Source organism: Mobiluncus holmesii ATCC 35242, assembly GCF_000185445.1.
Lineage (GTDB): Bacteria > Actinomycetota > Actinomycetes > Actinomycetales > Actinomycetaceae > Mobiluncus > Mobiluncus curtisii.
On record NZ_GL622346.1, the window covers coordinates 747,715 to 772,512 of the forward strand.

The 24,798-nt window shown below is 54.7% G+C and carries 19 protein-coding genes and 1 riboswitch; of the genes, 12 read left to right on the top strand and 7 right to left on the bottom strand.

The window, feature by feature from the left end; genetic code table 11:
• Positions 1-12: 12 nt before the first annotated feature.
• From rpe to hisG, 5 genes are all read left to right on the top strand, one after another.
• Positions 13-675 carry a ribulose-phosphate 3-epimerase gene (rpe, locus tag HMPREF0576_RS03170; RefSeq protein ID WP_004006801.1) on the top strand — a complete coding sequence of 221 codons (663 nt, stop codon included), beginning with the start codon at positions 13-15 and terminating at the stop codon, positions 673-675.
• Between the two features lie 48 nt (positions 676-723).
• Positions 724-846: riboswitch (FMN riboswitch) on the top strand.
• Positions 847-945: 99 nt separating this feature from the next.
• Positions 946-1,749: an ABC transporter permease gene (locus tag HMPREF0576_RS03175; protein ID WP_013189554.1), complete on the top strand. Its 804-nt coding sequence runs from the start codon at positions 946-948 to the stop codon at positions 1,747-1,749.
• A 29-nt stretch (positions 1,750-1,778) separates the two neighbouring features.
• Positions 1,779-2,894, top strand: a complete 1,116-nt coding sequence (locus tag HMPREF0576_RS03180) for an ABC transporter substrate-binding protein (RefSeq protein ID WP_004006803.1) — start codon at positions 1,779-1,781, stop codon at positions 2,892-2,894.
• A gap of 98 nt (positions 2,895-2,992) precedes the next feature.
• The gene (locus HMPREF0576_RS03185) at positions 2,993-3,256 is read left to right on the top strand and encodes a phosphoribosyl-ATP diphosphatase (RefSeq protein ID WP_004006804.1); all 264 of its coding nucleotides are present in this window, start codon (positions 2,993-2,995) and stop codon (positions 3,254-3,256) included.
• An 82-nt stretch (positions 3,257-3,338) separates the two neighbouring features.
• Positions 3,339-4,187 carry an ATP phosphoribosyltransferase gene (gene hisG, locus HMPREF0576_RS03190; RefSeq protein ID WP_004006805.1) on the top strand — a complete coding sequence of 283 codons (849 nt, stop codon included), beginning with the start codon at positions 3,339-3,341 and terminating at the stop codon, positions 4,185-4,187.
• Between the two features lie 13 nt (positions 4,188-4,200).
• Here hisG and HMPREF0576_RS03195 read toward each other — a convergent pair whose 3' ends face one another.
• Positions 4,201-5,394, bottom strand: a complete 1,194-nt coding sequence (locus HMPREF0576_RS03195) for a DUF3866 family protein (protein ID WP_004010671.1) — start codon at positions 5,392-5,394, stop codon at positions 4,201-4,203.
• 68 nt (positions 5,395-5,462) lie between these two features.
• On the opposite strand from HMPREF0576_RS03195, the gene HMPREF0576_RS03200 reads away from it, so the two are divergent.
• Genes HMPREF0576_RS03200 through HMPREF0576_RS03220 form a run of 5 tightly spaced genes read left to right on the top strand, consistent with a single transcriptional unit; the run spans position 5,463 to position 12,719 of the window.
• Positions 5,463-7,610, top strand: a complete 2,148-nt coding sequence (locus HMPREF0576_RS03200) for a WYL domain-containing protein (protein ID WP_004010672.1) — start codon at positions 5,463-5,465, stop codon at positions 7,608-7,610.
• Positions 7,611-7,619: 9 nt separating this feature from the next.
• On the top strand, positions 7,620-7,940 hold the full coding sequence (locus HMPREF0576_RS03205; protein ID WP_004010673.1) for a hypothetical protein: 321 nt from the start codon (positions 7,620-7,622) through the stop codon (positions 7,938-7,940).
• Positions 7,941-7,952: 12 nt separating this feature from the next.
• Entirely contained in the window at positions 7,953-10,403 is a 2,451-nt protein-coding gene (locus HMPREF0576_RS03210) for a DEAD/DEAH box helicase (protein ID WP_004010674.1), read from the top strand.
• Positions 10,391-11,986, top strand: coding sequence for an apolipoprotein N-acyltransferase (lnt, locus tag HMPREF0576_RS03215; RefSeq protein WP_004010675.1), 1,596 nt, complete (start codon positions 10,391-10,393; stop codon positions 11,984-11,986). The genes HMPREF0576_RS03210 and lnt overlap by 13 nt, the downstream gene beginning before the upstream one ends.
• Positions 11,973-12,719 carry a polyprenol monophosphomannose synthase gene (locus tag HMPREF0576_RS03220; protein ID WP_004010676.1) on the top strand — a complete coding sequence of 249 codons (747 nt, stop codon included), beginning with the start codon at positions 11,973-11,975 and terminating at the stop codon, positions 12,717-12,719. The genes lnt and HMPREF0576_RS03220 overlap by 14 nt, the downstream gene beginning before the upstream one ends.
• Positions 12,720-12,770: 51 nt before the next feature.
• Here HMPREF0576_RS03220 and HMPREF0576_RS03225 read toward each other — a convergent pair whose 3' ends face one another.
• From HMPREF0576_RS03225 to HMPREF0576_RS03240, 4 genes are all read right to left on the bottom strand, one after another.
• A complete protein-coding gene (locus tag HMPREF0576_RS03225) occupies positions 12,771-13,121 on the bottom strand; it encodes an RNA polymerase-binding protein RbpA (RefSeq protein WP_004006812.1) in 351 nt (116 codons plus the stop codon).
• 275 nt (positions 13,122-13,396) lie between these two features.
• Positions 13,397-13,918: a MerR family transcriptional regulator gene (locus HMPREF0576_RS03230; protein WP_013189545.1), complete on the bottom strand. Its 522-nt coding sequence runs from the start codon at positions 13,916-13,918 to the stop codon at positions 13,397-13,399.
• Between the two features lie 181 nt (positions 13,919-14,099).
• Positions 14,100-14,837, bottom strand: coding sequence for a transcriptional regulator FtsR (gene ftsR, locus HMPREF0576_RS03235; protein WP_004010677.1), 738 nt, complete (start codon positions 14,835-14,837; stop codon positions 14,100-14,102).
• Positions 14,834-15,280 (bottom strand): FHA domain-containing protein, encoded by a 447-nt coding sequence (locus HMPREF0576_RS03240; RefSeq protein ID WP_004006815.1) that lies wholly within the window; start codon positions 15,278-15,280, stop codon positions 14,834-14,836. The genes ftsR and HMPREF0576_RS03240 overlap by 4 nt, the downstream gene beginning before the upstream one ends.
• 169 nt (positions 15,281-15,449) lie before the next feature.
• On the opposite strand from HMPREF0576_RS03240, the gene HMPREF0576_RS03245 reads away from it, so the two are divergent.
• Entirely contained in the window at positions 15,450-20,534 is a 5,085-nt protein-coding gene (locus HMPREF0576_RS03245; protein ID WP_004010678.1) for a DUF3320 domain-containing protein, read from the top strand.
• A gap of 65 nt (positions 20,535-20,599) precedes the next feature.
• Positions 20,600-21,460 (top strand): hypothetical protein, encoded by an 861-nt coding sequence (locus HMPREF0576_RS03250; RefSeq protein ID WP_004010679.1) that lies wholly within the window; start codon positions 20,600-20,602, stop codon positions 21,458-21,460.
• Positions 21,461-21,545: 85 nt separating this feature from the next.
• On the opposite strand, the gene msrB is transcribed toward HMPREF0576_RS03250, so the two are convergent.
• Both msrB and uvrA read right to left on the bottom strand, forming a co-directional pair.
• A complete protein-coding gene (gene msrB / locus HMPREF0576_RS03255) occupies positions 21,546-21,938 on the bottom strand; it encodes a peptide-methionine (R)-S-oxide reductase MsrB (RefSeq protein ID WP_004010680.1) in 393 nt (130 codons plus the stop codon).
• Positions 21,935-24,784 carry an excinuclease ABC subunit UvrA gene (gene uvrA, locus HMPREF0576_RS03260; RefSeq protein ID WP_004010681.1) on the bottom strand — a complete coding sequence of 950 codons (2,850 nt, stop codon included), beginning with the start codon at positions 24,782-24,784 and terminating at the stop codon, positions 21,935-21,937. The genes msrB and uvrA overlap by 4 nt, the downstream gene beginning before the upstream one ends.
• Positions 24,785-24,798 lie beyond the last annotated feature (14 nt).

The following is a 24,798-nucleotide window of genomic DNA, read 5'->3' on the forward strand; positions in this document are numbered from 1 at the left end:
AATGGATTTGATATGAGCCTTAAGATTTATCCCTCCGTGCTGAACTGTGACCAGATGCATTTTGCCAAAGCGTTGCAAGACATTAAAAGCGCTGATGGGGTTCATCTCGATATTATGGACAATCACTTTGTGCCCAACCTGACGTGGGGACTGCCCACCGCCACGGCGGTGTTAAACTCCACCAGACTGCCGGTTGATGCCCACCTGATGATTGAAAATCCAGACCGTTGGTCCTTGGAATATGCCAAGGCTGGCTGCGCAATCGTCTGTTTCCACCTGGAAGCTTCCCGTGCCCCGATACGAACCGCAGACGTACTGCACAGCTTGGGCGCCAAAGTTGGCATTGCGTTGAATCCAGCGACCCCTGCCAGCGCCATTAAAGATATTTTGGGACGCTTTGACCAAGTGACAGTCATGAGTGTGGAGCCGGGCTTTGGGGGGCAAAAGTTTATCCCTGAGGTTCTTCCCAAGATTCGCCAGCTGCGCGCATATGCCGAAGACGCCCGCTTGCCCCTCGACATTGAAGTTGACGGGGGAATTAACGATGATACCTTGCCTCTTGTGCTGCAAGCCGGAGCAAATGTGGTGGTGGCAGGGTCCTATGTGTTCAAGCGCAACCCCGAACAGGCTATCGCCACGTTGCGCACCATTGGTGCAACCGACCATACCCATTAGCCTCCTCCGGAAATTTGACCGCAGCGCCTCGCTGAGGGGCTATACTGTAGATAGCTCTGGGGGCTGTGTGATTCAGCACCGGCGGTTAAAGTCCGCGACCTCGTGCTTGCACGAGTTGAATCGGTGAAATTCCGATACCGACGGTTATAGTCCGGATGGGAAGAGCCGTGCGTTTCACCGTGCCTGGGTTTGCTTACTCAGGCGTTGGTCAGCGTTCATCTTTCTTTGCCCTGGGCTGTCCAATGAGGTGCTGCACCGAAAGGGGTGAAGATGTCGATGAGTCAGAACCGGGCAACGCCAACGTTTCATGCCGTCTCGGGATTTCGACCGCTCAATGTCATTGCCCCGCTTTCTTTAGCGTTGCTCATTGTGGCAGTCTGGTTCCTCGCGACGAGTTCTGGAAACATTCCGACCTTTATTTTGCCGCGTCCCAGCGATGTAGTTAGCTCCGGTGTGGAGCTGTTGAGCGGGAAAACTTTTTGGGTTTGCCTGGGAAACACCTTGCTGGCAGCGGCGGGCGGAACCGTTTTGGGATTGATAGTGAGCGTGCCGCTTTCTTTTGCGATTCATCATCTGCGACTCCTGAACGCGGCAGTCCAGCCGTTTTTGGGAGCTTCCCAAGCGGTTCCGGCAGTAGCTCTGGCGCCGCTGCTGTTGATTTGGCTGCCGACTCCGCGTCTCGCCATCGCGATGTTGTGCGCGTTGATGGTGTTTTTCCCCATTTTGGTTTCTACCACTGTGGGTTTGCATCACCTGAACGCCAGCATTTTAGAAGCTGCCAAACTCGATGGTGCCGGAACTTGGGACTTGTTGCGATACATGGAGATTCCCCTGGTATTGCCGTCTTTACTGGGGGGCATCCGTAACGGTGTGACCCTGTCTATCACCGGGGCAGTGGTGGGTGAGATGGTCATCGGTGGGCATGGTATGGGCACCCTGATTACTCTGCAGTCACACAACGTGGATACACCGGGCATGTTCGTGAGTTTAATCATGATTTGCACCGTCGCCGCGCTAATTTACCTGGGGGTATATCGCCTGGAGCGTCATTCCAAAACTGTAAACGCAGTTTAGCTGTGTCTCTAAGAAAGGTTCACGAGAAAATGTCACATCGTTTCATCAAGTCCCTAGCAGGGTTGGCGATGAGTGCCGTACTCCTCGCGGGTTGTGCTGCCGGTTCCACTGCGGAAAAGGGAAGTTCCGCGAGGTCTGCCGGTAGTCCTGCCGGGGCGAACCGGGCGGTCACAATCGGTTTGACTTATATCCCCAATGTACAGTTTGCGCCGTTCTATGTGGCAGCCCAAGACCGGCTGTTCCGTTGGGACGGTGGTGGGGGAGTCCGCCAGCAGCCCGTTAACCTGCGTCACCACGGTGCTGATGAGGGACTGTTCAACGCCCTTTTGTCCCACAAAGAGGACTACGTGGTGGCGTTTGCTGACGAAGCGGTACAGGCGATATCCGCCGGTATGGATTTGTGCGTCACGGGTATCCTCTACCAAAAATATCCGGTGGAAGTTATCGCCACCAAGCAATCGGGGATTACCTCTTGGGCGGATTTGAAAGGAAAAACCGTAGGCGTACCGGGTCGCTTCGGCTCGAGCTGGTTTGGTTTCCAGGCAGGTTTACAGCAGGCGGGTTTGAGTCTGGATGACGTGAAAATTTCGGAAATCGGATATACCCAACAGACTCAAATGGCCACCGGAAAAGTTGATGCGGTGGTCGGATTTTCCAATAATGACCTGGTCCAGTTCCAGTTGGCAGGGCTCGCAGTGACCGAGATTCCGCTGCCGCCAAATCTGCCGTTAGTCGGTGCTGCCGTGGTGACGACCGGCGAAAACTGTAAAACCCAAGATTCTGTGAATGAGGGCGTCATCAACGCTATGGCGCAAGCCGTCAACAGTATCCAGCAAAATCCAGAAAAAGCGGTGGAATACACAAAAAAGTATGACCAAACGCTTAACACCGCTGCTTCCTTGCAGGCTGCCAAGAAAGTCAATCAGGCGACGCTGGAGTTGGAGCAAATGCCTGACTACGACCCGGCTGACCCTGGTCGCGCTGCCGCTCCCGACCCGCAAAAATTCAAGGACATGATAGCCCTTTTAGATGAAATCGGAGCGTTGGATAAAAAAGTCGACCTCAGTTCTCTGGACCAGGCAGGTTTAGAAAAAATTGCCCGACCGTGGCAGTCGCTGCAGGCCCATTCTTCAGCCACGAAATAGATGCGGGGAACCTCGGAGGATCCGGATGGCATACACCCATATTTAATTCTGTCATATTGATATTTGGGAAAACTTCTGCCATTGCATAATCTTTAAACGTGAATAATTTCGAAGAACTGTATGAGATTATTGAAAGCCGAAAGAACGAACGTCCGGAGGGATCCCGCACGGTTGAGGAGCTAGACAGGGGAGTCCACGGGATTGGCAAAAAGATTGTAGAAGAAGCTGCCGAAGTGTGGATGGCGTGCGAATATGAATCGGATGAAGCCGCCCAGATTGAAATCTCACAGCTCATTTATCATTTGCAGGTCATGATGGTGGCGAAAGGGTTTACTCCCCAAGACATCTATCAACATATGTAGGACAGGGGCAACTTCGTCTAAAGTTTGCGTCCGATAACACCCGGAAACCAGTCACAATAGTTTGAGAAAAGGGGAATCAGCCATGTTACGAATCGCGGTGCCGAATAAGGGGTCACTGTGCGAACCGGCGGTCACGATGCTAAAAGAAGCCGGTTACAAGGTAACTCGGCGGGGACGTGAGCTGACGATTATTGACAAAAGCAACGATGTCGAGTTCTTTTTCCTGCGTCCGCGTGACATTGCAGTTTATGTCGGTGCCGGGGTCGTGTCTTGCGGTATTACCGGGCGGGATTTGCTGATTGACTCCGGAGTAGCCGCGGTGGAATATCTGGGGTTGGACTTTGCCCGTTCCACATTCCGGTTTGCTGGACCGGCGGGTAAGTTCCAAGAATTGGAGGATATCCAGGGCAAACGAGTCGCGACTTCCTATGACTTGCTGCTGAAAAAGTTTCTCGACGAGCATGAAATTTCTGGGGTCAGCGTGGTACACCTGGACGGTGCGGTGGAGTCTTCAGTCCAGCTGGGTATCGCCGATTTGATTGCTGATGTGGTCGAGACTGGTTCTACGTTGCGAGCTGCAGGTTTGCATACTTTCGGGAAACCTTTGATGGAATCTGAGGCCTTGCTGATTACTGCCGCGGGACAGGAGACTCATGCCCAGCTGCAAACTTTGGCAGCACGCCTGCGGGGCGTGATGGTAGCGCGAACCTACGTGCTGATGGACTACAACGCTCCTTCCGCCCAACTTGCAGACTTGTTAGCGATTACGCCCGGTATTGAATCTCCAACCATTTCCGACTTAGCTGAGGATGCCTGGAAAGCTGTGCGCGTCATGGTGAAAGCCGCGGATGTGAACCTCATTATGGATCGTCTCTATGCGGCGGGGGCACGTGGAATCATTGTGACTGACCTGAAAGCGTGCCGTCTGTAACACTGTGGTCCCCTCAGTGACGCAGCGCGGGGTCGTTCTCTGATTTCTTGGCTTCAGGGACGGGCACAGTGGCACCGTAGGCTCCCGCGGCTGCCGCCGCGAGGAAAGCGGCTGGGTCTTCGCTTAGGGTCCTGCCCATGGTGGAAAGTTTCACCGGGAACTCCTCCAGAGCTGCGTACAGTCCCGTGGTGGGTTGGCTGATAACCCGGTGGTGTTCCTGCAGAAGGCTCAGTTGGGACTTCACCAGGGGCGTGAAGGTTCCTTTCGGATCGGCGAGGGTCTTTTCAACGGGATTGTCTATGTCGAAAACTGGAAGTACCACATCCAGAGGAGGCAATCCCATCCAAGTCAGCATGGTTAAGGAATGATGCGAAATTCCGTAGTGGCGGGGGCGAGCGTCACCACTGGACATGCGCAGCACTGCAATCGGATGACCGTTTAACGCCGAGACGGTATGTAAAAATTGTGCTCCGTCCACCCCCGAGTAACCCCAGCGCGTACCGGTACCCAGGTTACCTGGACCTTGTGACACAATGACTGCGTCCGCTTTTACCACCGCAGACGCTACGAACAGGGCAGAAGGAAAACTCACGGCTTCGTAATCGCCCCCAAAGCATTGCCCGCAGGTAATGGTGGCAGCTAAACTGCCGGACTCACGCATTTGGGCTACGGTACGGGAATACGCTAACGGCAGAGCGCCACCATCGGTTTGAATATAAACCAGCCGGGCTCTCGGGTTGCGGTGCAAGAATCCCGCCACGATAGCCGGCAGAGCCGAATGCAAATCCGTCACCAAAACGGGAAGTCCATCTAGCGTATCAGCGGAACGCAGCAGAGAGTGGTAGGGGCTGTCCGGCTCGTCCGCTCCCAACACGACCTTTTGATGCGGGGTATAGCGAGCCTTCACCAGGTGACCGGGATTAGGCAGCTCGTCCGCCGGCAGACGAGTTTCATTAGCCAGAACCATGGCTTCACCACCGGTACCCAGGGCTTTTGCCAGGGGAGAAACTTCAATCTGGATGATGTCATCGGGCTGCGCGGCACCGAGCAACTCTGGATAGCAGATGGCTCGGCAGGTGTCACCGGGCTGGAAACTCACGGCAGGTCCGGAATCTTGTCGGGGAGGCGCAGCTACAATTTCGCAGAGCAAAACCTGATGGGGAGTCTGCCGCCGCACTTCCAGAACACGTGCTTTCCGAATCATCACGGCTTAAGCATAGCCGCTTTACGCTTGGGTTCAGAACAATCCTGAAGGCGCACGGCTATAATTTTTATATGCACCAGGTATCCAGCGAGTCCGACGTTTTCGATGCAGACGACGATTATGAATGGCGCGAAGACCTCCCTAGTGAATCGCAACTTGCCTCAGCATCGCGACGTTACCAGGGGCTTTTAACGATTTTTTATCGAAATGCCCGCCCTCTAACTTATGACGAAATCTATGCCGCCTACAATGCCACCATTGGACCTTACCTGCCTGTCAGCCACAACACCGACCAGACGCAGCTGCATGACGCTTACAGCCTCAAAATCCGCAATGATATTAAAACTCTGAATAAAATCCTGGGCGGGATTATCGTCCAAGATGAACGCAACAATGCGGGGACTGCCCACCGATACCTGCTGCGACCCGATGTAAGTCGTCAAACGCACTTGGCTTTTGACGCTGCTGAATCAGTCTGGGTACACCTCGCACTGGGATTATTAGAAGGCGACTTTACCCAGATTGATTCCCATGTCCGTTCCGTCAGCGAAATCGACCCCGAAAATCCGCTAGCAGTGCAATCTCAAGCACTCATTTCGCGGTTTACGCAGGATATTTTTCGGGCAATTGCCGCGGCACAGATAATTGAGTTTGATTATCAGGCACGTTATGGCGAAGCTACGCATCGACGGGTGCGACCCACGCGGATGATGCTGTCGCGCGGTTTTTTCTACGTTCGCGGTTTTGACGAAACTCGCCAAGGTTTCCGGACCTTTAAGTTGTCTCGACTCAGTAACCCGGTGATTACGAACCAGACCTTTGACGTTGCGGAACACGTTGAATCCCCGCGCAACGTTTCTCTGGAGAGCCCCCTGGAACGGGTCATTTTTGTGGCGGATTCTGAAAAAGCCTCCGAAGCCGTCATGAATGCGGAACTCATCTGTGAGCATGCCGATTTCGCCCGCCAAGCGCCGAAACTGGGACTGGACGTACTAGACAGGGTTCCTTCAGGATGGAATCTGTATCGTGCCAAACGACCGGATTTCTATACCTGGAGCCGTTTGGCCACCGAAGCAATGGCGCACCTGGCAGTGCTGGACCCCCCGAAACTTGTGACGGCGACCGTACAAGCGGCTCAGCGTCTGACTCATCTTAAATTGACGGCGGGCGAGTCTGAAACCGGACGGCTGAAGTTCGACGAGTTTAGCCACCGCACCGCCGGTGTTTCTATAGATAATCAGACGCGTGTCACAGCTGAATCCCTGGCAGTGATGACGTTTATCCTCAAACACAGCGCGGCAGGTAACACCTGTACCGTAGCTGAACTGGCTAAACATTTTGGTCTGCAGCCTGCTGACATCAAAAACATTATCTGGGATTTTTTGGACTTGGACGCGGCAGCCAGCAACGCAGATTCTGACTATGACAGTTTCCTGCCCTCGATTCGTAAAGACGGAACGATTGAAGTCAACGGTTCTCGCAGTTGGGTGATGCCCCCGTCCTTTAGCGCCCATGAGGCGCTGTCCCTCCTGTTGGGGCTGGAAGTCGCCGGATATTTGGCACCGTCGTCACAAGAGGCGATTGCGACCGCTCGTCTGAAGGTTGCCTCCTGGTTGGGGCAGGTGCATGAACTGACCGCCCCGCAACTGGTGACGAACACGGTGCCGCCCTCGATTCAGAGCTCTTTGGAAACGTTGAATCGGGCGATAGAACAGGGTCGCACGGTCGTTTTCACCTATACCAATGCCAGCTGGGATACTGCGCTGCGCCGAGTGGCACCCCAGTCTGTCTATACGGATCGCTACCATGTGTATCTGGTGGGAGTGAATCTGGATAAACGCAAGTGGCACAAGTACCGCCTGGATCGCCTCAGTGACCTGCATGTCACCGCGGATCCGATTCCCGAAAAACTTCCCCAAAAACCCAGCTACAAGTACCAGACGGTCGATCTGGAGCTGAAAAATCAGGCGAAATCCTACGTTGACACGATTCTTCATGCCCAGACGGTGGAACAATCCGCGACCACATACCGGGTGCGTTTGAAAGTGAAAGATCCTGCCTGGCTGCAGCGGGTGATACAGATTCTCGCCACCGATATTACAGCCATTGTTGGTGGACCTGCACACCAGACCGTAGTGGAGGCAGCTCGACAGACGGGTGCCGCGGCTTTGGCTCGCTATGCCGAACTCGACTCCACGCGGGCGGTAACGGATGGGTAAGATTGAGTTATGAGTGTTCAGGGTATCGTGTGGCTCATCGCCGTAATTTGTGCCGTGGCTATTTTTGTGGCGACGACCGTGTGGATTATTTTGCGGGGGATACGTCTCTATCGGACGGTTCGCGATATTGAGATGCCTGTCCCCGATGCCTTGGAGTCAGTTAGCCAAACGGTCCGAAAGCCAGCACCTACGGGAGACCCTGCAACTTTGAGCGCGGCACGAGTGGCTCGCGCCGAGGTGAAACAGGCTCGCAAAGCCAACAAACAGCGCCGCCTGAACGCCGCTCATGACCGCTGGGCGAGCTACGATTTGGTCGCACCGCGGCAGTAAACACCTGAAATTATGAGTCCCAAACGTCACCGTTACCGTGAAAGCCAGAAAGCTGCCGCACGGTTGGCACAAACGGAAGCCGCCAACGCGACCAGCCCCTCTCCTGCCCAGCGTTATCAGGCTTTCAAAGCGACCCAGCAGTCTCCGCAACTCTACGAGTTCCAAGCGTTGTTTGATTTTCCCTTGGACGACTTTCAAATCGAGGCCTGCCAAGTACTAGATAAGGGGCAAGATGTTTTGGTTAGTGCCCCGACTTCGGCTGGGAAAACTATTGTCGGTCTGTATGGGATATTCCTGGCTTTGCGCCAGGGGAAACGCCTGTTTTACACGACACCAATCAAAGCTCTGTCCAACCAAAAGTATCTGGAGCTGGTGGAGTTATTCGGTGTCGATAATGTCGGATTGTTGACCGGCGACACCGCGATTAATGGCGACGCCGCCATCATCGTGATGACCACCGAAGTGCTGCGGAACATGATTTATGCCGCCGCGCCGTTGGCAGACCTGGGATATGTCGTCATGGATGAGGTTCATTATCTCTCCGATCATTTCCGTGGGCCGGTGTGGGAAGAAATAATTATTCACCTCGATGCAGCGGTGCGTCTGATTTCCCTTTCTGCCACGATTTCTAACGCTAATGTTTTCGCCCAATGGCTCCAGACTTTGCGCGGTCCCACCACCGTCATCTCGACCTCTGTCCGACCGGTGCCGTTGAAACACTTTATGATTAGCGCCTCGGGCGAAATCCTGCCCCTATTTGCCAAAGGCGAGGTGGGAGGACACCTGAACCGGGCTCTGCTAGCGCAAGCCGCCCAACAGGTCATGCCGCGTCGGGGGCGGATGCCCCGCCGGATTCGCGCGGACAGACCCGCGGTAGCACGCAGTCTGGAACAGAGAGATTTGCTCCCGGCGATTGTGTTTATATTTTCCCGGCAGGGTTGTAACGATGCGGCAGCGCAGGTGTTTGACGCCGGTTTACGTTTCACCACTCCACAAGAAGCCGACCAGATTCGTCTCGAGGTAGAAACTACGCTGGCAGGTTTCAGCCAGGGCGATTTGAGCGCTATTGACGTTTCGAACTGGGAAGAAACCCTGGCCGCCGGTATCGCCCCACATCACGCCGGATTACTGCCGATTCAAAAGCAGCTGACCGAGTCACTATTCGCGAAAGGCTTGATTCGCCTGGTCTTTGCTACAGAAACACTAGCCCTCGGGATTAACATGCCTGCCCGCACCGTTGTCCTGGAATCGCTGAATAAGTGGAACGGTCAGGAACGCGCGAATTTGACACCGGGGGAGTACACCCAGCTCACGGGTCGCGCTGGACGCCGCGGGATTGATTCGGTGGGACATGCGCTGACTCTCATGGAAGTGAAGAATCCACCCCAGCTGCTGGCTAATTTGGCAAGTCAACAGACCTACCCGCTGCACTCGGCTTTCGTACCGACGTTTAACATGGCAGTAAACCTGCTGGCTCGCACTACACTGGAGGGCGCAAAAGAGACTGTTGAAAAGTCTTTTGCTCAGTATGTGGCGTTGGGAAGTTCACGCAAATTGTTCGCACAACTGCGCCGGTTTGAAGATTTGGCAGCGGATCAAGAACGCAGCGCCAGTTGCGAGCGCGGGGACGTAATGGCGCTGCTGGACTTGATGAACGCCCTTTCCAAAACCGAAAAACAAGCTAAACAGAGACGCCACAGCGGGGAAAATACCCCCCAGAACCAGCAAGCCGACCGTCGGGCTATAGAGCAGGCACGCGCCCAGATGAAAGCCCACCCGGTCTATAGCTGTCCCGAACGGGACAAACATCTGGTGAAAGCCCGCCAGGCTGCCAAAAACCGAGAATCTGCCCGGATCACTCGCCAGCGAATTGAAACTCGCACTAAGTCCCTGGCACGTCAGTTGGATCACACCTGTCAAGTGCTGCGGGAACTGGACTATGTTGATGATAATTTTCAGCTTCGTGACGCGGGAATCATGCTGCAGTCGGTCTATAACGAGCGTGATCTACTGGTGGTGGAATGTTTACGTCGTGGCGTTTTCGATGACTTGAACGTGGCGGATCTAGCAGGGGCGCTCTCGGTGTGCTTGGCGCAAAACCGTACTGGCGGACTGTCCCGTTTGATTCCAGCCGAGGCGTCTGCCAATCTGGCGACAGCACTGGAATCGATGGGGCGAATTAACTTTGAAATCGCGACTCTCCAGCAAGAACACTATCTGGAGGCATATCCGCCGTTGGAGACAGATTTGTTGCCAGGAGTCGTGGCGTGGGCGCAGGACGTCACCCTCGGGCAATGCCTGGAGCTGACCGGTATGAGCGCCGGGGACTTCGTGCGGGTCATTCGCCAGGTTATAGACCTCGCCGACCAGTTGCGCAAACTGAACCTCAATCCGGCTTTGCACGCGAAATTCCGCAGCGTAATTAATCAGGTGAAGCGGGGAGTGGTGACGTGGGACTTCTGATAGCTCTGCCCCTAGCTTTCGTAGGGGGAGTGGCGGGAGCCCTGGCTTTTCCGCACTGGAATGTGTGGTTCTTGTTGATTCCTTCTCTCATGATTTTGCTGGGAACCTTGCGTCGCCAGTTCGGTCGCGGCTCTCGCAGGCGGCGTGTTCTGTTAGTGTCAGCAGCGTGGGGGCTCGGTTTCTTCGGTCCGCAGTTGAGCTGGACCGGGGTTTCTGCAGGTTCAGCCTTTCCGTGGATCGCCCTGACGATTTTAGAGACGCTGTTTATTTGCTTTTTTGCACAAGTGTGGGTGCGTGGGGATCAGGCTATTCCACGGTTTCCCCGTTTGTTCGGGTTGTTACGGCTGGTTTGGGCACCTCTGGCATGGGTCGGCGTGGAACAGTTGCGCTCCTTGATTCCTTTCGGGGGGTTTCCCTGGGCAAAACTTGCCTTTGCGGTGGTGGACACGCCGTTGTTGGCATGGGCGCCCTGGGGAGGCAGTGCGCTGGTCAGTGGGGTCTGTGTATTCATAGCCGCTGCCGTGCTGGAACTTTTGAATCGACACCGTGGGCTGATGTTGCGGATGGTGTCGCTGGTCGCTCTGGTTGCCGTCGTCGTGTACCCCACCTTGGTGCATCCCGCGTTGCCCGTTGTTACCAGGCATGTGACGGTCGCTGCGGTCCAGGGCAATACGCCGGGACGCGAGCCGAAAACGGCATTCGGGCAGCCTTATGAAGTGTTGCTAAACCACGTAGCGGAGTCTCTCCGCCTGCGTCAACAGACATCTCGGCACGTTGATTTGGTGTTGTGGGCGGAAAACGCGGCAGACATAGACCCGCGGACCAGTCATCATGCAGCTGCTCTGGTGAACCAGGTGACTGCCGCCTTCCAAGCTCCGCTCATCACGGGTACGTTAGGAGCGGGAGCTCGCGGACGGGGCGTAGCTAACCTTGCCGGATCGAACCTCGACACAAGTTCTTTGCAAAACACCATCTTGGTGTGGACCAACGGGCAAGCCCGCGACACTTATGCCAAGAAGCATCTGGTACCTTTCGGCGAGTACCTGCCCTGGCGAAAATTTTTTGCCACATTTATTCCCTCTCTAGCCGATTTGGTTCCCGCAGACTTGGCTGCCGGGGGTAGCGTGGCGCAGCTTGAGGTTTCGCTCTCCGGTAGAGACGTGCATTTGGCCAGTCCCATCTGTTACGAGATTGCCGACGATGACCTGGTGCGGCAAGCGGTTAAAGGCGCGAACTTTATCTACGTGCCCACCTCGAGTTCCTTCTTTGGTTCTTCCGATGAAGCTGACCAGCAACTCGCTATTGCCCGCTTTCGTGCGGCTGAACACGGTTTGGACACCATCCAAGTATCCACGATGGATTCCACAGCCCGGATTAATGCTCGTGGACAGATTGTGGGGCGGGTGATTCCAAACTTCCAGGCAGGCAGTTTCGTCACGAGCCTTCCTCTGCGCAGCGGGACCACCCCCGCAACCTTCACCGGCGAACTGCTCGGTCTGGGGGCGCAGGTATTGGTGGTGCTGGCGGCGGTTTTACAAGTTTTATTGGCACTCTCAGAAAGTTGGAAACGTGAAAAACACTAACTATAACGCGCAGACCGTTATCGCTATCCCGACCTATAACGAGCGAGAAAACCTCGAGTGGATTACCACAGAGGTTTTGGCGCAAGCGTCAGGAATTCACATCCTCATCGTGGATGATAATTCACCTGATGGGACGGGGGAATTGGCAGACGCTTTAGCTGCGAATCACCCGCAGCTTCATGTGTTGCACCGCACGGGTAAGGAGGGTCTGGGACCGGCTTATTTGGCAGCATTTGCCTGGGCGGATAGCCACGGATACAGCTGGGTTGGGGAATTCGATGCAGATGGTTCGCACCAGCCTCGGGATTTACCGCGTCTGTTGGCTTTAGCTCATGGTAGCGGTCGTCCGGACCTGGTCATCGGATCGCGCTGGCGGCGTGGGGGAGCGACCTCAGGGTGGTCGCTCCCGCGTCAGGCGCTGAGCCGGGCGGGAAGCGTTTATGTCAATGTGGTGCTGGGATTGGGCGTAGCTGACACCACAGCGGGTTTCCGGGTCTATCGGGTGGATTTCCTGTCCCGTTTATTGCAGAGTTACGTCATTGAATCAAAAGGGTACGGTTTCCAGATTGAGATGACCTGGCGGACGCGCCGGGCGGGGGGCAAGATTGTGGAAGTGCCCATTACCTTTGTGGAACGCCGGGCAGGTACTTCGAAAATGAGCGGGTCAATCATTAAGGAAGCGTTCCTAGAAGTCGCCAAGTGGCGGATACGGGAACTATGCCAACGTGCCTAGTGTTATGTCATTTTATTAGTGTAGCTCCACGGAGTGTCGAAACCGGGAATATTAGCGTCCGTAGTGGCGCCGCCCGGAACGCAAGGCTTCTAAACGCTCATCAAGCAGCACGCGGAGTTCCTCCTCGCTGCGTCGTTCAATGAGATGTTCCCAGTGGTTGCGCTGAGGTTTAGCTGTGTTTTCCTCCTGGAAGTCTTCCGCGCCGTTGCGTACCGCAGTCTTGGAGCAAATCGGGCAATCCCAGGTGTCAGGCACCTCGGCGTCAATGGCGAAGGGAATATCGAAAGCGTGTCCTTCCGGGCAGGTGTAGTCTACGTTTTGGCGCTCGACGAAAACGACGCCTTCTTCAGACTCGAGAGAATTGGAACCCATACGCATCCCGCGTAGTGCGCGATCAGCCACGATTAGTGCCTCCTTTTATGCTTAGCGGTTCATTCTAACCGATTTAGCGGAATTTTGCTCAAGGACGGTGCGAAGCTTTGGTATCGCACGCTCGCGACGCTCCTTCAATCCGATAATATATATTATGTCATTTTACACATGGCGGGTTTATGTGTCTGTCCCCGCGGATATATGTACAAAAAAGTGTCCCGGTCGTTACGCATCTCCCTAACCTCCGACCGGGACACTACCTTGCCAAAAAGTTTGGCACCGCGCTTGTGAACGCGAGAAACCTCTCAGCTGACTTGACGCCGACGCGCGCGACGCTCCGCCAGTTCATCGTGGACCACCACGTTGTCATCATTAATGTTTTCTACAGGCAGCTGCGCCAGCTCGCCCTCAATTTCGTGCCAGACGCGACCTACCGCGATGCCGAACACACCTTGTCCGCCCTGCACCAAGTCGATAACTTCGTCCTGTGACGTGCAGGCGTAAACCGAAGCGCCATCACTCATCAAGGTGATGCCAGCTAAATCCTCGACACCCATCTTGGACAGAGTCGCTACCGCAACTCGAATCTGTTGCAGGGAAACACCGGTATCCAGCAGACGTTTAACCACCTTTAACAGCAGGCAATCCCGGAAAGAATAGAGACGCTGGGACCCTGAACCGCGGGCGTTACGCACAGAAGGCTCTACCAAACCGGTACGCGCCCAGTAATCGAGCTGCCGGTAGGTAATTCCGGCTGCTTTACAGGCAGTCGGTCCGCGGAACCCGGTTTCTTCGTCAATAACCGGCAGGGTTTCACCAAATAGCATCCCCTGCTTAATCTGCGGTACTCCAGATTTGCTCGGCTTTTCCAAGGCAACCTCCGTTCAAGTATGTTTCTATTTTAGATTATGCACCATAGAAACGTGGTCCGATGCGCGGCGCGCCCAAACCTTGCACTTAAAGTTTAAGTGCAAGGTTGTCGGGGAACCAAACTTTATTCCCGCAGCCTTACAGCTCCTCGACACCGACAGTCAGCAATGCCTCAGCTAACGCCGCTAGCTGTGCCGAGAGTTCCGTTGCTCGCATTTGGGCACGATCCTTGGCAACAGCGTTATTCTTTTGCCGCTCCGGAGCCACCACTCGATCCACCAAATCCAAAATCGCATTGACCGCAGAATAGACGGAACGCAAATTGCGTGGCTCGATACCCTGCTTTTCCAAGACTTCCAAAGCCTGCACCACCGCAACTGCCCCGGCAGAAAAGCGGGAGGAAAAATCTGGAGCAATGAGCTTGGCATTGACCGCCTTTTCCAACAGTTCATCAGAAGCGCCGGTATAAACCTGTAAATCACGCAACGAAATCCGGGAGTGAGTCGGCAGGCGCATTTGTCCTTCCGAAGCCACCACTCGCATGACTGGCTGCACCGGCAGGGGCTCCTCCCCCAAATCCAACAGCCGCAAATTTTCGCCAATCTGATTTAGAGGCAAGTAACTGTCCCGCTGGGCTTTCAGGGCGTACCGTATCCGCTCCACATCTGCCAGGGAGTAACCGCGGTAACCGTTGGACATCCGTGCCGGGCTGACAATCCCGTGCTTCTCAAAATTGCGCAATTTAGCCTGAGATACCGAAGGAAATTCCTTCACGATAATCTCGTGGACTCGTCCAATAGACATAGTTGGCTTATGGCTTACCTCGGGAGGCCACGAGCTGCCAATGTCATTGACTTTTCGGGCGACCTGACTCATTGCTTAAAATTCACCGCCGGGTAGTAAGCCAATCTAAACTTGCCAATCTGGACTTCTTCCCCCGAAGTCAGCAGGTGCGACTCTACCCTTTCCCGGTCAATATAGGTGCCGTTGAGAGAACCGACATCGCGAACCATGTAGCCGTTTTCCTGGCGAATAAACTCGCAATGCCGGCGCGAAACCGTTACATCATCAAGGAAAATATCCGACTTGGGATGTCTGCCCGCGGTGATGCGGTCTGTATCGAGCAGGAAACGCGCCCCCGCGGAGGGACCACGCTGCACAATTAACAGTGCCGAACCTGCAGGTAGAGCCGCCACAGCTTCCTCGTCAGCGGAGGACAGAACTCGCTTACCCAGTTCTGGTTCCGTTTCGGTAACGCTGCCTATAGCCCCAAATACTGCCGTTTCAGTAGGGTCCGGTCCTGGATTCGTTTCCGACACTTCGTCCTCCTTAAAAAATCACGTATCTCTACTTTAGTAGAAGCGCCGGAAAAAAGTTAACCGATTTGTTATCTTTCGGTCTGTCACAAGCTCGAACGGTAATCCAGGACCTAGAATGGCATTTGCGTGTAAGTTAAGAGACGGAATATCGGGGTAAAGGGGAAATATAGTGACGGATGCAGCCTACCTTGAATGGGCGCTTTCTCTGACTGATAAGCAAATCGGAGTCACTCCCCTAGCACCACCTGCCGCTGCCCTGACTTTCCCCTTTTCCGCGGACTCCCTGAATGCAACCCTTCGCCAGTTGCGCGCTGGCGGGACTTTCCCTCTTTCTACCGTTGGTGGGGATGCGGACACGCAGCTCACTACCGCCGAACATTGGCGCTGGCTCTTGGCAAATCGATGCGATGGTCTGGAACTACAACTCGCTTTCGGTTTCCTGGTCGCGAACCGTGGGAGTGTTCGTTTTCCAATTTTTCAAGCCAGATTAGACCCCGACCCCGATCGTCCCCTGGGATATTTACGGCTGGCACCGGGCGACAAACTGGAGCTGAACAGTACAGTAGTGCGTTTGTTGCACCAAAAGTTTCGGATTCCGTCCCGCTGGGTGAAAGCCGGTCGAACTTCTCGCGGGCTCGACCTCGACGCCATTCTGTCGGCTTTGGAAAAAGCTCTGCAAGATAGCTCCCTCCATGGCAAAATGCAGCTGGAACGTCAAGCTGCTCTGGGGCTGTCTCATTGTAACTGGTCCCCCGTGGCGACCGACCTGAAAGCGCACCACCAGGATTACAGCAGTTCCGCCCTAGTGAAACGTTATGCCACCACCAATGCCCCCACCCAACTTTCCGAAGATAACACTGACACCGTCCCTCTCTCGGGAGATGTTTTTGCGCCTCTAAAAGCCGACCGCAAACAACTCCAGATACCAAAGTTATTTGGTCAAGGTCATAGCCTCATTCTGTCCGGAGCCCCGGCGACCGGCAAGACTGATGCCGTCGTGAATGCACTGGCGCAGTCTCTGGTACAGCAGCATTCCGTTCTGGTCGTGGGGAGTCGCACCAGTCTTAAGAAACTGCGTAACCGGGTTCGTAAAGCCGGATTTGAACACGTGTTCCTCACTCTCGACCCGCAAGCCGAGACTCGCGATGAGCGCAGCCGGGATTTGCTTCGAGGGGCTTGGGATCGCCCAGTCAACGCTGACGCGGGATACCTGGATTCTTGCCGAGCTTCCCTGAAAACTCTGTCCCAGGATTTGGATTTGTATCTCAACCAGATTCACGAGGTCGGTCCCAACCATGTTTCCGCATGGCAGGCTTACACTGCACAAATCATGACTGCCGCCGAGTTGGAACCCGAAGAACGGGTTTTGGCAGGTCGTCTGGCGGCGGCTCCGAACTTCCCCTATCTGTCTAATGACCGGTCTGCTGCGGCGAAACTTGGCAAAGAATTGGCAAATCTGGATGCTAACTCGGTGAATGGCATCGGTGCTAATCCCTGGTCCCTGGTGGGCGAAAGTGCGCGCAGCATAGACCGCACGGAATTGAAATTGGCGTTGCAAACCTTGGAAGATGCCATTACCCAGGCTCACCCTGCCGTGTTGGAAATTATGTCTGCCGCTTCCGACCTGGCAGCCTGGCCAATTTTCGCGCGATGGCTGGACCTGCTAGAGATTGGATACGGCAGGGCTCCAGTGGAACTAACCGAAGCGGAACGTAGTGCGGTTACTTCCGGAATCGAAACTTTGCAACAGTCCTTGCAAGACCTGTGGGACGAAGCCACTCCCCTGCTAGAAATTGCTGCCCCCGCTTACCATTCCGGCAAAGATTTAGACTTGCTGATGGATGCGCGTCACGCCGAAGCCTCCGGTGGGTTTACCCGCAACAGTCGCCGCAAAGCCGTGTTATCTCAGCTGCAGCCCTACCTCACTGGTCCGGTTACCCCCAATAAGGTCGCGGAGTTATTAGACGACCTCAATGCCCTGCGGATGCGCGCGGAAGCCTTGGGCTCGCAAATTGGCGCCAATCCCGTGTTAGGGCTGAAAGATTTTGACGCCTTAGCCCCCGACTCGCGTGAAAAATTCGCAAACCATGCCGATACGGTGCGAAGCGCTATCGAATTGGGGCGGTATCTGCCCAGCCGCCGCGATGATTTGGAGTCTTTGATGCCTCTGGCTCGCCAGGGTGGTCGTTTAGGTCAGCAAGTGCGCGCGATTTCTGACGCTTTTGCTGAGGTTTTACAGTCTTTGCAGGTCTCGAGTACGGATTTGGAAACGTGGTCACAAGGTCTGCCACCCTTGGGTCGTTACTTGCAGGTTCGCAAGGTTTGGGGAACGTCGCTCAGCTCGGAGGACTCGACCCTGGACGATATTTTGGCTTTTCGAGCCCTGACCCCTCAGCTGAGAGCCTTGGGGCTGGATGACCTGGTCACCTGGGTGGCAGAAGGAACTCTCGGCGGAATGGCGATTCAAGGCGTGTTGGAACACGCTTTGTCGGTCGCGGCGGTACGCGAGCGGCAGCGAGCCTTGGCGCAGCAGGGGTTTGATCCGGTGACTCATGCCGCCCAGGTGGAACGACTCTCGCTGAACTGCACGGAAACTCGTCGAGAAATCCTAAATCAGGTGATTACCGCGGCAGGCGAATTTGCTCAGCGTGCAGATAAAGAAACCTTGCGCAGTTTTGGGGCACGATTGCGTGACGATAATTTCTCCATCCGTCAAGCACTGCGTGAACACTTGGACGGTGTCTTGACTCGTACCCCAATTGTGGGTTTGACTCCGCTGGAAGTCGTGACCTATTTGCCTGATTTTACCCAGAAAACACCCCGTTTTGATGCCGTGGTGATTCTCGATGCCTCCGAGCTACCTTCCGGGTCCGTGGTGAAAGCCCTCGCGGGAGCGGCACAAGCCATGTTCGTGGCGAGCCTGCCCGCAGCCACGAGTTTTGCAAAAGGTCGGGCGCGCAGCGCCTACGAGTTCGCTAAGTCAGCAGGTTTTCCCGAATACGAACTGACTATCCGCTATGGTCGAGATTTAACCCCCACCCCCGGTCGTTTGGCACAGCTGCTCAGTCCTGATCAGCTGGACACCTGGCCGGTAGCACAAGTGCAAGCGCATCCAGTCTTAATTATGGAATTTCCCGCCGCGCATCATCCCCTTCCCCTGCACCTTGCCAGCGAAAATCCGGGCTGGCAGGGACTGGGCGCCGATTACGTGTGGTTTGAAAAGGCCGGGAATCTGCTGATGAATCTGTGCCTGAAAAACCGTGGTAAAGCCGTCACGGCGCTGACCTGGACGGCTGAGTTAGCAGCGGGTATCCGCTGGTATCTCGATGACGCTAACCGACAGGGTGAAATCAATCTGATGAATCTGCGGGTCACCCACCTGGGTGCAGCCGGAGCAGCGTTCCCCAGCGCCGATACAGGAGTACCGGGGAATAGCGGAGGCTTCAGCGATGGTGACGGCGTCGCAGCTTGCGATTTGCTGGTGTGTTTCCTGGGGTCTGATTCGCAGCCGGAGACGTCGAAATCTGCGGTTACACGTGATTTGCCCCTGGCTTGGACTCGAATTTTGTTAGAGACAAATCGCCAGGTGCTATTTGTCGTCAACCGCGACCTCGATCAATCTGGGCTGCCTGCCATACTGCAAGACGTCTTAAACGTCCCGAGCATCATGCCCGATACCGTTCCAGTTTCGGCAGTGCGTGACCACCTCGCGAGGCTACTGAGTCACGCGGGTTTGGAGGTCCGCACAGATATGGGGTCGGCATCATTACGTCTGGATTTAGCGGTTCGTGGTGATGCAGGCGCGCCGTGGCTAGGTCTGATTTTGGATAGTCCCGAACAGCGACAGGTTCATTCCGCTTGGGATCGAGAGGTCGGTATTCCCCAATTCCTCCTGGAACATTGCGGTTTTGGCGCTATCGAACATGTGTATTTGACTCAGCTGATGGAAAACACAGATGAAGTGACGCGGCGTCTCGTTTCTATAGCGTTAGACCTCGCATTTCCCGGTGACGTTACGGACGGCTCGGTAGCGAGCGATGACCGCTACACCTCTCCGTCACGTATTGCAGCGGCGCAAAATAACCGTGACGACGAGCCGTGGAAAGTTCCCGATGAAACGCAATGGGATTTACCGCAGCCCCTACGTGAAGCCGCGGCTCACACGCAGACCGACGAGTCTGTCCCTCCTCCCGCCCCGATGCCAGCCCTGCCACAAAACGAAGCTGTTTCTGAGGAAACAAAGCCGGAACCTTCTGCGCCTACACCGCCTCCGTCGGAACAGCCTGCCGCCCGCATCGAGGACCTTCCCCCTGCCGTACAACGGAAAACCCGTTCAGCGCTACCGGTCATCGCGGACATTCCCGCGGATACATTTGCGCATGTAGAGAGAGGAGAGCTCACCTCGACTCACGATGCTCCAACTCTGGGAGATCAGCTCGGAGCACAAGAAACCGACTTTTTTATAGAACTTGCCCAAAATCCTGAGTCGAACGAGGAACTCGGCAAAATTTCTAAGCCCGGTTTGGGTGCGTTCGCCCCCCTCTTTTCCCCTGAGGAAACCGCGGAAGGCACTGAAAAAACTGATACCCCCGCGATGTCTACATCGCCCCTGGCAAACCCCATACCAGAACCTTCCGAAGCCAAGCTCCCCAGTTTTACTGCGCAAATTCCCGCCATTGTTCGTTCTAAAACGGTCCCGCAGCCGTTTGTTCCCCGCGGAAAACCCTTACAGAATCAGGGTTCCAAGGAAGTCCTAGATGATTTACAGGACCCCGCTAATGCTGCCGCTGTGGCTGACGTGTTGGCGCAGGTGCTCTATACGGAGGGACCTATCGGGGAAGTTCGGCTGGCTAAACTCGTTGCCGATGCCTTCGGAATGCAACGTCTACATCCGAAACGCCGTCAACGGATTTTGGAACTGCTTAATCCAGAAGTCCAGAAAATTAAGACGAAATTCGGCACATTTGTTTGGCCTGCCGGAACATCAGCCGCGGATTTTACCGTGTTTCGAACTGGGTCAATCTATGGTCAACGCTCCTTGGTAGACATCTGTGACGAAGAGTTTAATAATGCTTTGACCTGGGTTATCGACACGCAGCAGCCCCTTGAGGAGGAGACCTCAGAAGCAGTGGCACGAGTGCTAGATTTAACTCCAGCGCGTACCGATATTCGTCAACGGATGCAAGACGGACTGAAGTCTTTGGAACAGACCGGACGAATCCGGCGTCTGGCGGGTCACCTGTATCTGCAATAATTTTCAAATGTTGAAACATTCCCATCTCTCAGGGTTTAATGGCGGTAAGTGATTGGAGTTCACAGATGTCAAAACAGAAAAAAGGTTCTTCTCGAACGAACTTGACGGTGTCTCGACCCGGCAATCGTTCTGGCGCCATCTTGGCGATTGTTTTGGTCGCCATCGTGCTGGCGTTGATTATCGTTTTCGTTAAGATTGCGACCACGAAACACGAGTTAGAGGCTCAGCCTACGGACACCATCGCGGGAACGAAGACGATGATTGGCTATGCCGAACCCCAAACCTACGCCGCCGGGCGGGGCATCTGGCTCAAAGATGGCAAAGTTTTGACTAACGACGAAATCACTGCCGAGTCGAAAAAAGGCACTAAGGTCCTGGAACTGTACTACGACTACTTGTGCAACATCTGTAATGACTTCGAAGACCAACTCAACCAAGGTAAACAGCTCAACGACTTGGTCGAGGGCGGTCAGGCGATAGTCGTGTTGCGCCCAACCCTGACTCACGCCCAGCAGCTGAAGTTCCCCAACATTGCGTATTCTGCGAATAACCTCATGTACTGGACCGCAGAAAATAAGCCCGAGAAACTATGGGGACTCAGCAAGGACTTGACCAAGTTCGCGATGGATAACTATAAGTCCGCTGATTACGAAAAGAACCAGAACAATGAACAGTGGGCGCAGACCATCCGTAACCCCGATGAGGAACTGGCTAAAATTGCTGGAAAACACGGCATAGACTACAAATCAGTGCCACCGGCTACCGAACAATCTGGTCTGATGCCGATTAATATTTTGGCGCAGCAGCGTCTCAAGAGCCTCGGTCGGGAAAATGCGGGGACACCCCTGTACATTGCGAACGGTCACCCCGTCGACATGAGTGGAATCGGGAAAGACGACAAGCTGCTTGAGAAAGCCACCCTGTAAGGTCTTTTCCGTCGTGGATAGTTTCGGCGCATCTCCCAACATTTTGGTCAGATGCGCCGATTGACGTTCGACTGGTGGGAACTGGTCATTCCTGAGGCTGAAAACTAAGCGCCACCGAATTCATGCAAAATCGGTTTCCGGTCGGGGTTTGCGGCGCGTCCGGGAATACGTGTCCCAAGTGAGATCCACAGTTTGCACAGCGAACTTCGGTGCGGGTCATGCCGTGGGATGTATCGGTCACTTCGCGTACGGCTCCCGGCTTCGCTTCAAAAAAGCTTGGCCAACCGCACCCGGAATCAAACTTTGTGTCGGCATCAAACAGTGTCGCCCCGCAGGCTCCGCAGCTGTAGAGACCATCACGGGATTCAAAGAGCAATTCCCCGGTACCCGGTCGTTCCGTAGCGGCTTGACGGAGCACCGCATAAGCGCGGGGGCTCAGTCGTTCTTTCCATTCCTCGTCGCTCAAATTTATAGTCATTTTGTGCCTTTCACTTTGAGGATTTCTGCCAAGTATTGCCCGGTAAATGAACCGGGTACTGTTGCCACGGTTTCTGGAGTGCCTTCCGCAACCACCGTACCGCCGCCTTTACCGCCTTCTGGACCGAGGTCGATAACCCAGTCAGCACACTTGATGACATCCAGGTTATGTTCGATGACCACGACCGTGTTACCTTTCTCGACCAGTCCCTGCAGGATGACCATAAGCTTGCGGATGTCGTCGACGTGCAGACCAGTGGTTGGTTCGTCAAGCACATAAATGGCGCGCCCGTTCGTGCGTTTGTGCAGTTCACTGGCTAGTTTGACCCGTTGGGCTTCGCCTCCAGACAGCGTGGTTGCGCTCTGCCCAAGTTTCACGTAGCCCAAGCCGACCGCTGTCAATGTGTCCAAGTAGCGAGACACGCTGGGAATTGCGGAAAAGAACTGGGCGGCTTGTGCAATCGGCAAATCCAAAACATCGCGCACATTTTTTCCGTGATAGTACACTTCCAAGGTCTCCCGGTTATACCGCGCCCCGGCGCAAACCTCACAGGGCACATAAACATCGGGCAGAAAATTCATCTCGATTTTCAATGTGCCGTCACCTCGGCAAGCTTCACAGCGTCCGCCCTTGACGTTAAAGGAAAAGCGCCCCGGACCGTATCCGCGAATCCGGGCTTCTTCAGTCTGGGCAAAGAGCTTTCGGATTGCATCCCATACTCCGGTATAAGTCGCAGGATTCGAACGTGGAGTGCGACCGATGGGTGATTGGTCCACGTGGATAATCTTGTCCAGATGAGCAGCGCCGTCAATCTGCTTGTGACGTCCCGGCACCGTGTGGGCGCGGTTCAAATCCCTGGCTAACGCTTGGTACAAAATGGAGTTGACCAGCGTGGATTTACCGGATCCTGACACCCCAGTGACGGCGATGAGGCATCCCAGGGGGAACGATACGTCAATGTTTCGTAGGTTATTTTCGCGCGCGCCTCTTACTGTCAGAATGCGCTCCGGGTCAGGTTTGCGGCGATGCTGCGGGATTTCAATAGATTTCCGTCCCGCTAAATAATCTGCGGTAAGCGAAGACTTATTTCGCAATAATTCCTTGACGGTTCCGGAATGCACAATCTGTCCGCCGGACACTCCTGCGCCGGGACCAATATCCACCACCCAATCTGCTGCCCGGATAGTGTCTTCATCGTGTTCCACCACGATGAGGGTATTGCCTAAATCACGCAAACCTTTCAGGGTATCAATGAGGCGTTGGTTATCTCGCTGGTGTAGACCGATGGAAGGCTCATCCAAGACATAAAGCACGCCTACCAGTCCGGATCCAATCTGAGTAGCTAACCGAATACGTTGTGCTTCACCGCCTGACAAGGTGTTGGCAGCTCGTGACAAAGTGAGATAGTTCAATCCCACATCAATTAGGAAAGCCAATCGCGCGTGTACCTCTTGTAAAATCGGTGCAGCGATTTTAGCTTTCATACCCGATAAAGGAATATCCTTTAAATAGGATTGCGCTTCATCAATTGATAAATCCGTGACTTCTGAGATATTGAGTTTCCCGATGCGAACGGCCAGAACTTCAGGCTTTAACCGCCGTCCCTGGCACGTCGGACAGGGAACTTCGCGCATATAACCTTCATATTTGGCTTTGGATAAATCAGAATCGGTTTCATCGTAACGACGCTGGATATAGTTCGCTGCCCCCTCAAAGCCCGTGGTATATACCCGTTCCCGTCCCCACCGGTTGCGATATTTCACTCGTACCTTATAGTTCTTGCCCCACATCAAATAGTCGCGTACTTGTGCAGACAAATCCTTCCACGGAGTGTCGAGGTCAAAGCCTACTTCATCACCCAGTCCTGTTAATATACGTTGCATGGTATCTTTGGAACTCGTCCAAGGGCTGACAGCGCCTTCACGCAGGGTCAAATCAGGATTTGGTACCACCAGTTCTGGGTCAATCACTAACCGAGAACCAATTCCGGAACAATCGGGACAGGCTCCGTATGGCGCATTAAAAGAGAACGTCCGCGGTTCGATTTCTTCCAAAGCGAGCGGATGATTATTTGGGCAGGCTCGTTTTTCTGAAAATCGACGACTGCGTTCAGGGTCGTCCGGGTCGCGGTCCACAAAATCCACCACGACCAGTCCTTCTGCCAACTCTAAAGCGGTCTCAATAGAATCCGCCACTCGTGAACGGGAGCCTTCCCGAATTACTACCCGGTCGACAGACACCGAAATGTCGTGCTTCAGTTGTTTTTCCAGGGTCGGTGGTTCTTCCAGGCGATGAGTTTCACCATCCACGCGCATCCGGGTAAAGCCCTTGGCGGCGAGCTGTGCAAACAATTCCGAGTACTCGCCTTTACGCCCCCGGACCACTGGAGCCAAGACCTCTAACCGCGTCCCCTCCCCCAAAGTGAACAGCCAATTCACGATTTGTTCCGCAGACTGGGCAGTAATTTCCTCGCCGCACACCGGACAATACTGGGTGCCGGCTCTCGCAAACAGCAGGCGCAGATAATCGTAAATCTCGGTAATGGTACCCACGGTGGAGCGTGGGTTGTGAGATGTAGACTTCTGGTCAATCGACACCGCGGGGGATAGACCTTCTATGAAATCCACCACGGGTTTGTCCATCCGCCCGAGGAACTGCCGAGCATAGGAGGACAGCGATTCTACGTAACGGCGCTGCCCTTCTGCAAAAATTGTGTCAAAAGCTAGCGATGACTTGCCCGAGCCGGACAGACCGGTGAACACCACCAAAGCATTCCGAGGGATTTCAACGTCGACTGCCTTGAGGTTATGTTCGCGAGCTCCGTGGACTTTCAAAGTTTCATGCACCTGTTAAGTTTAAT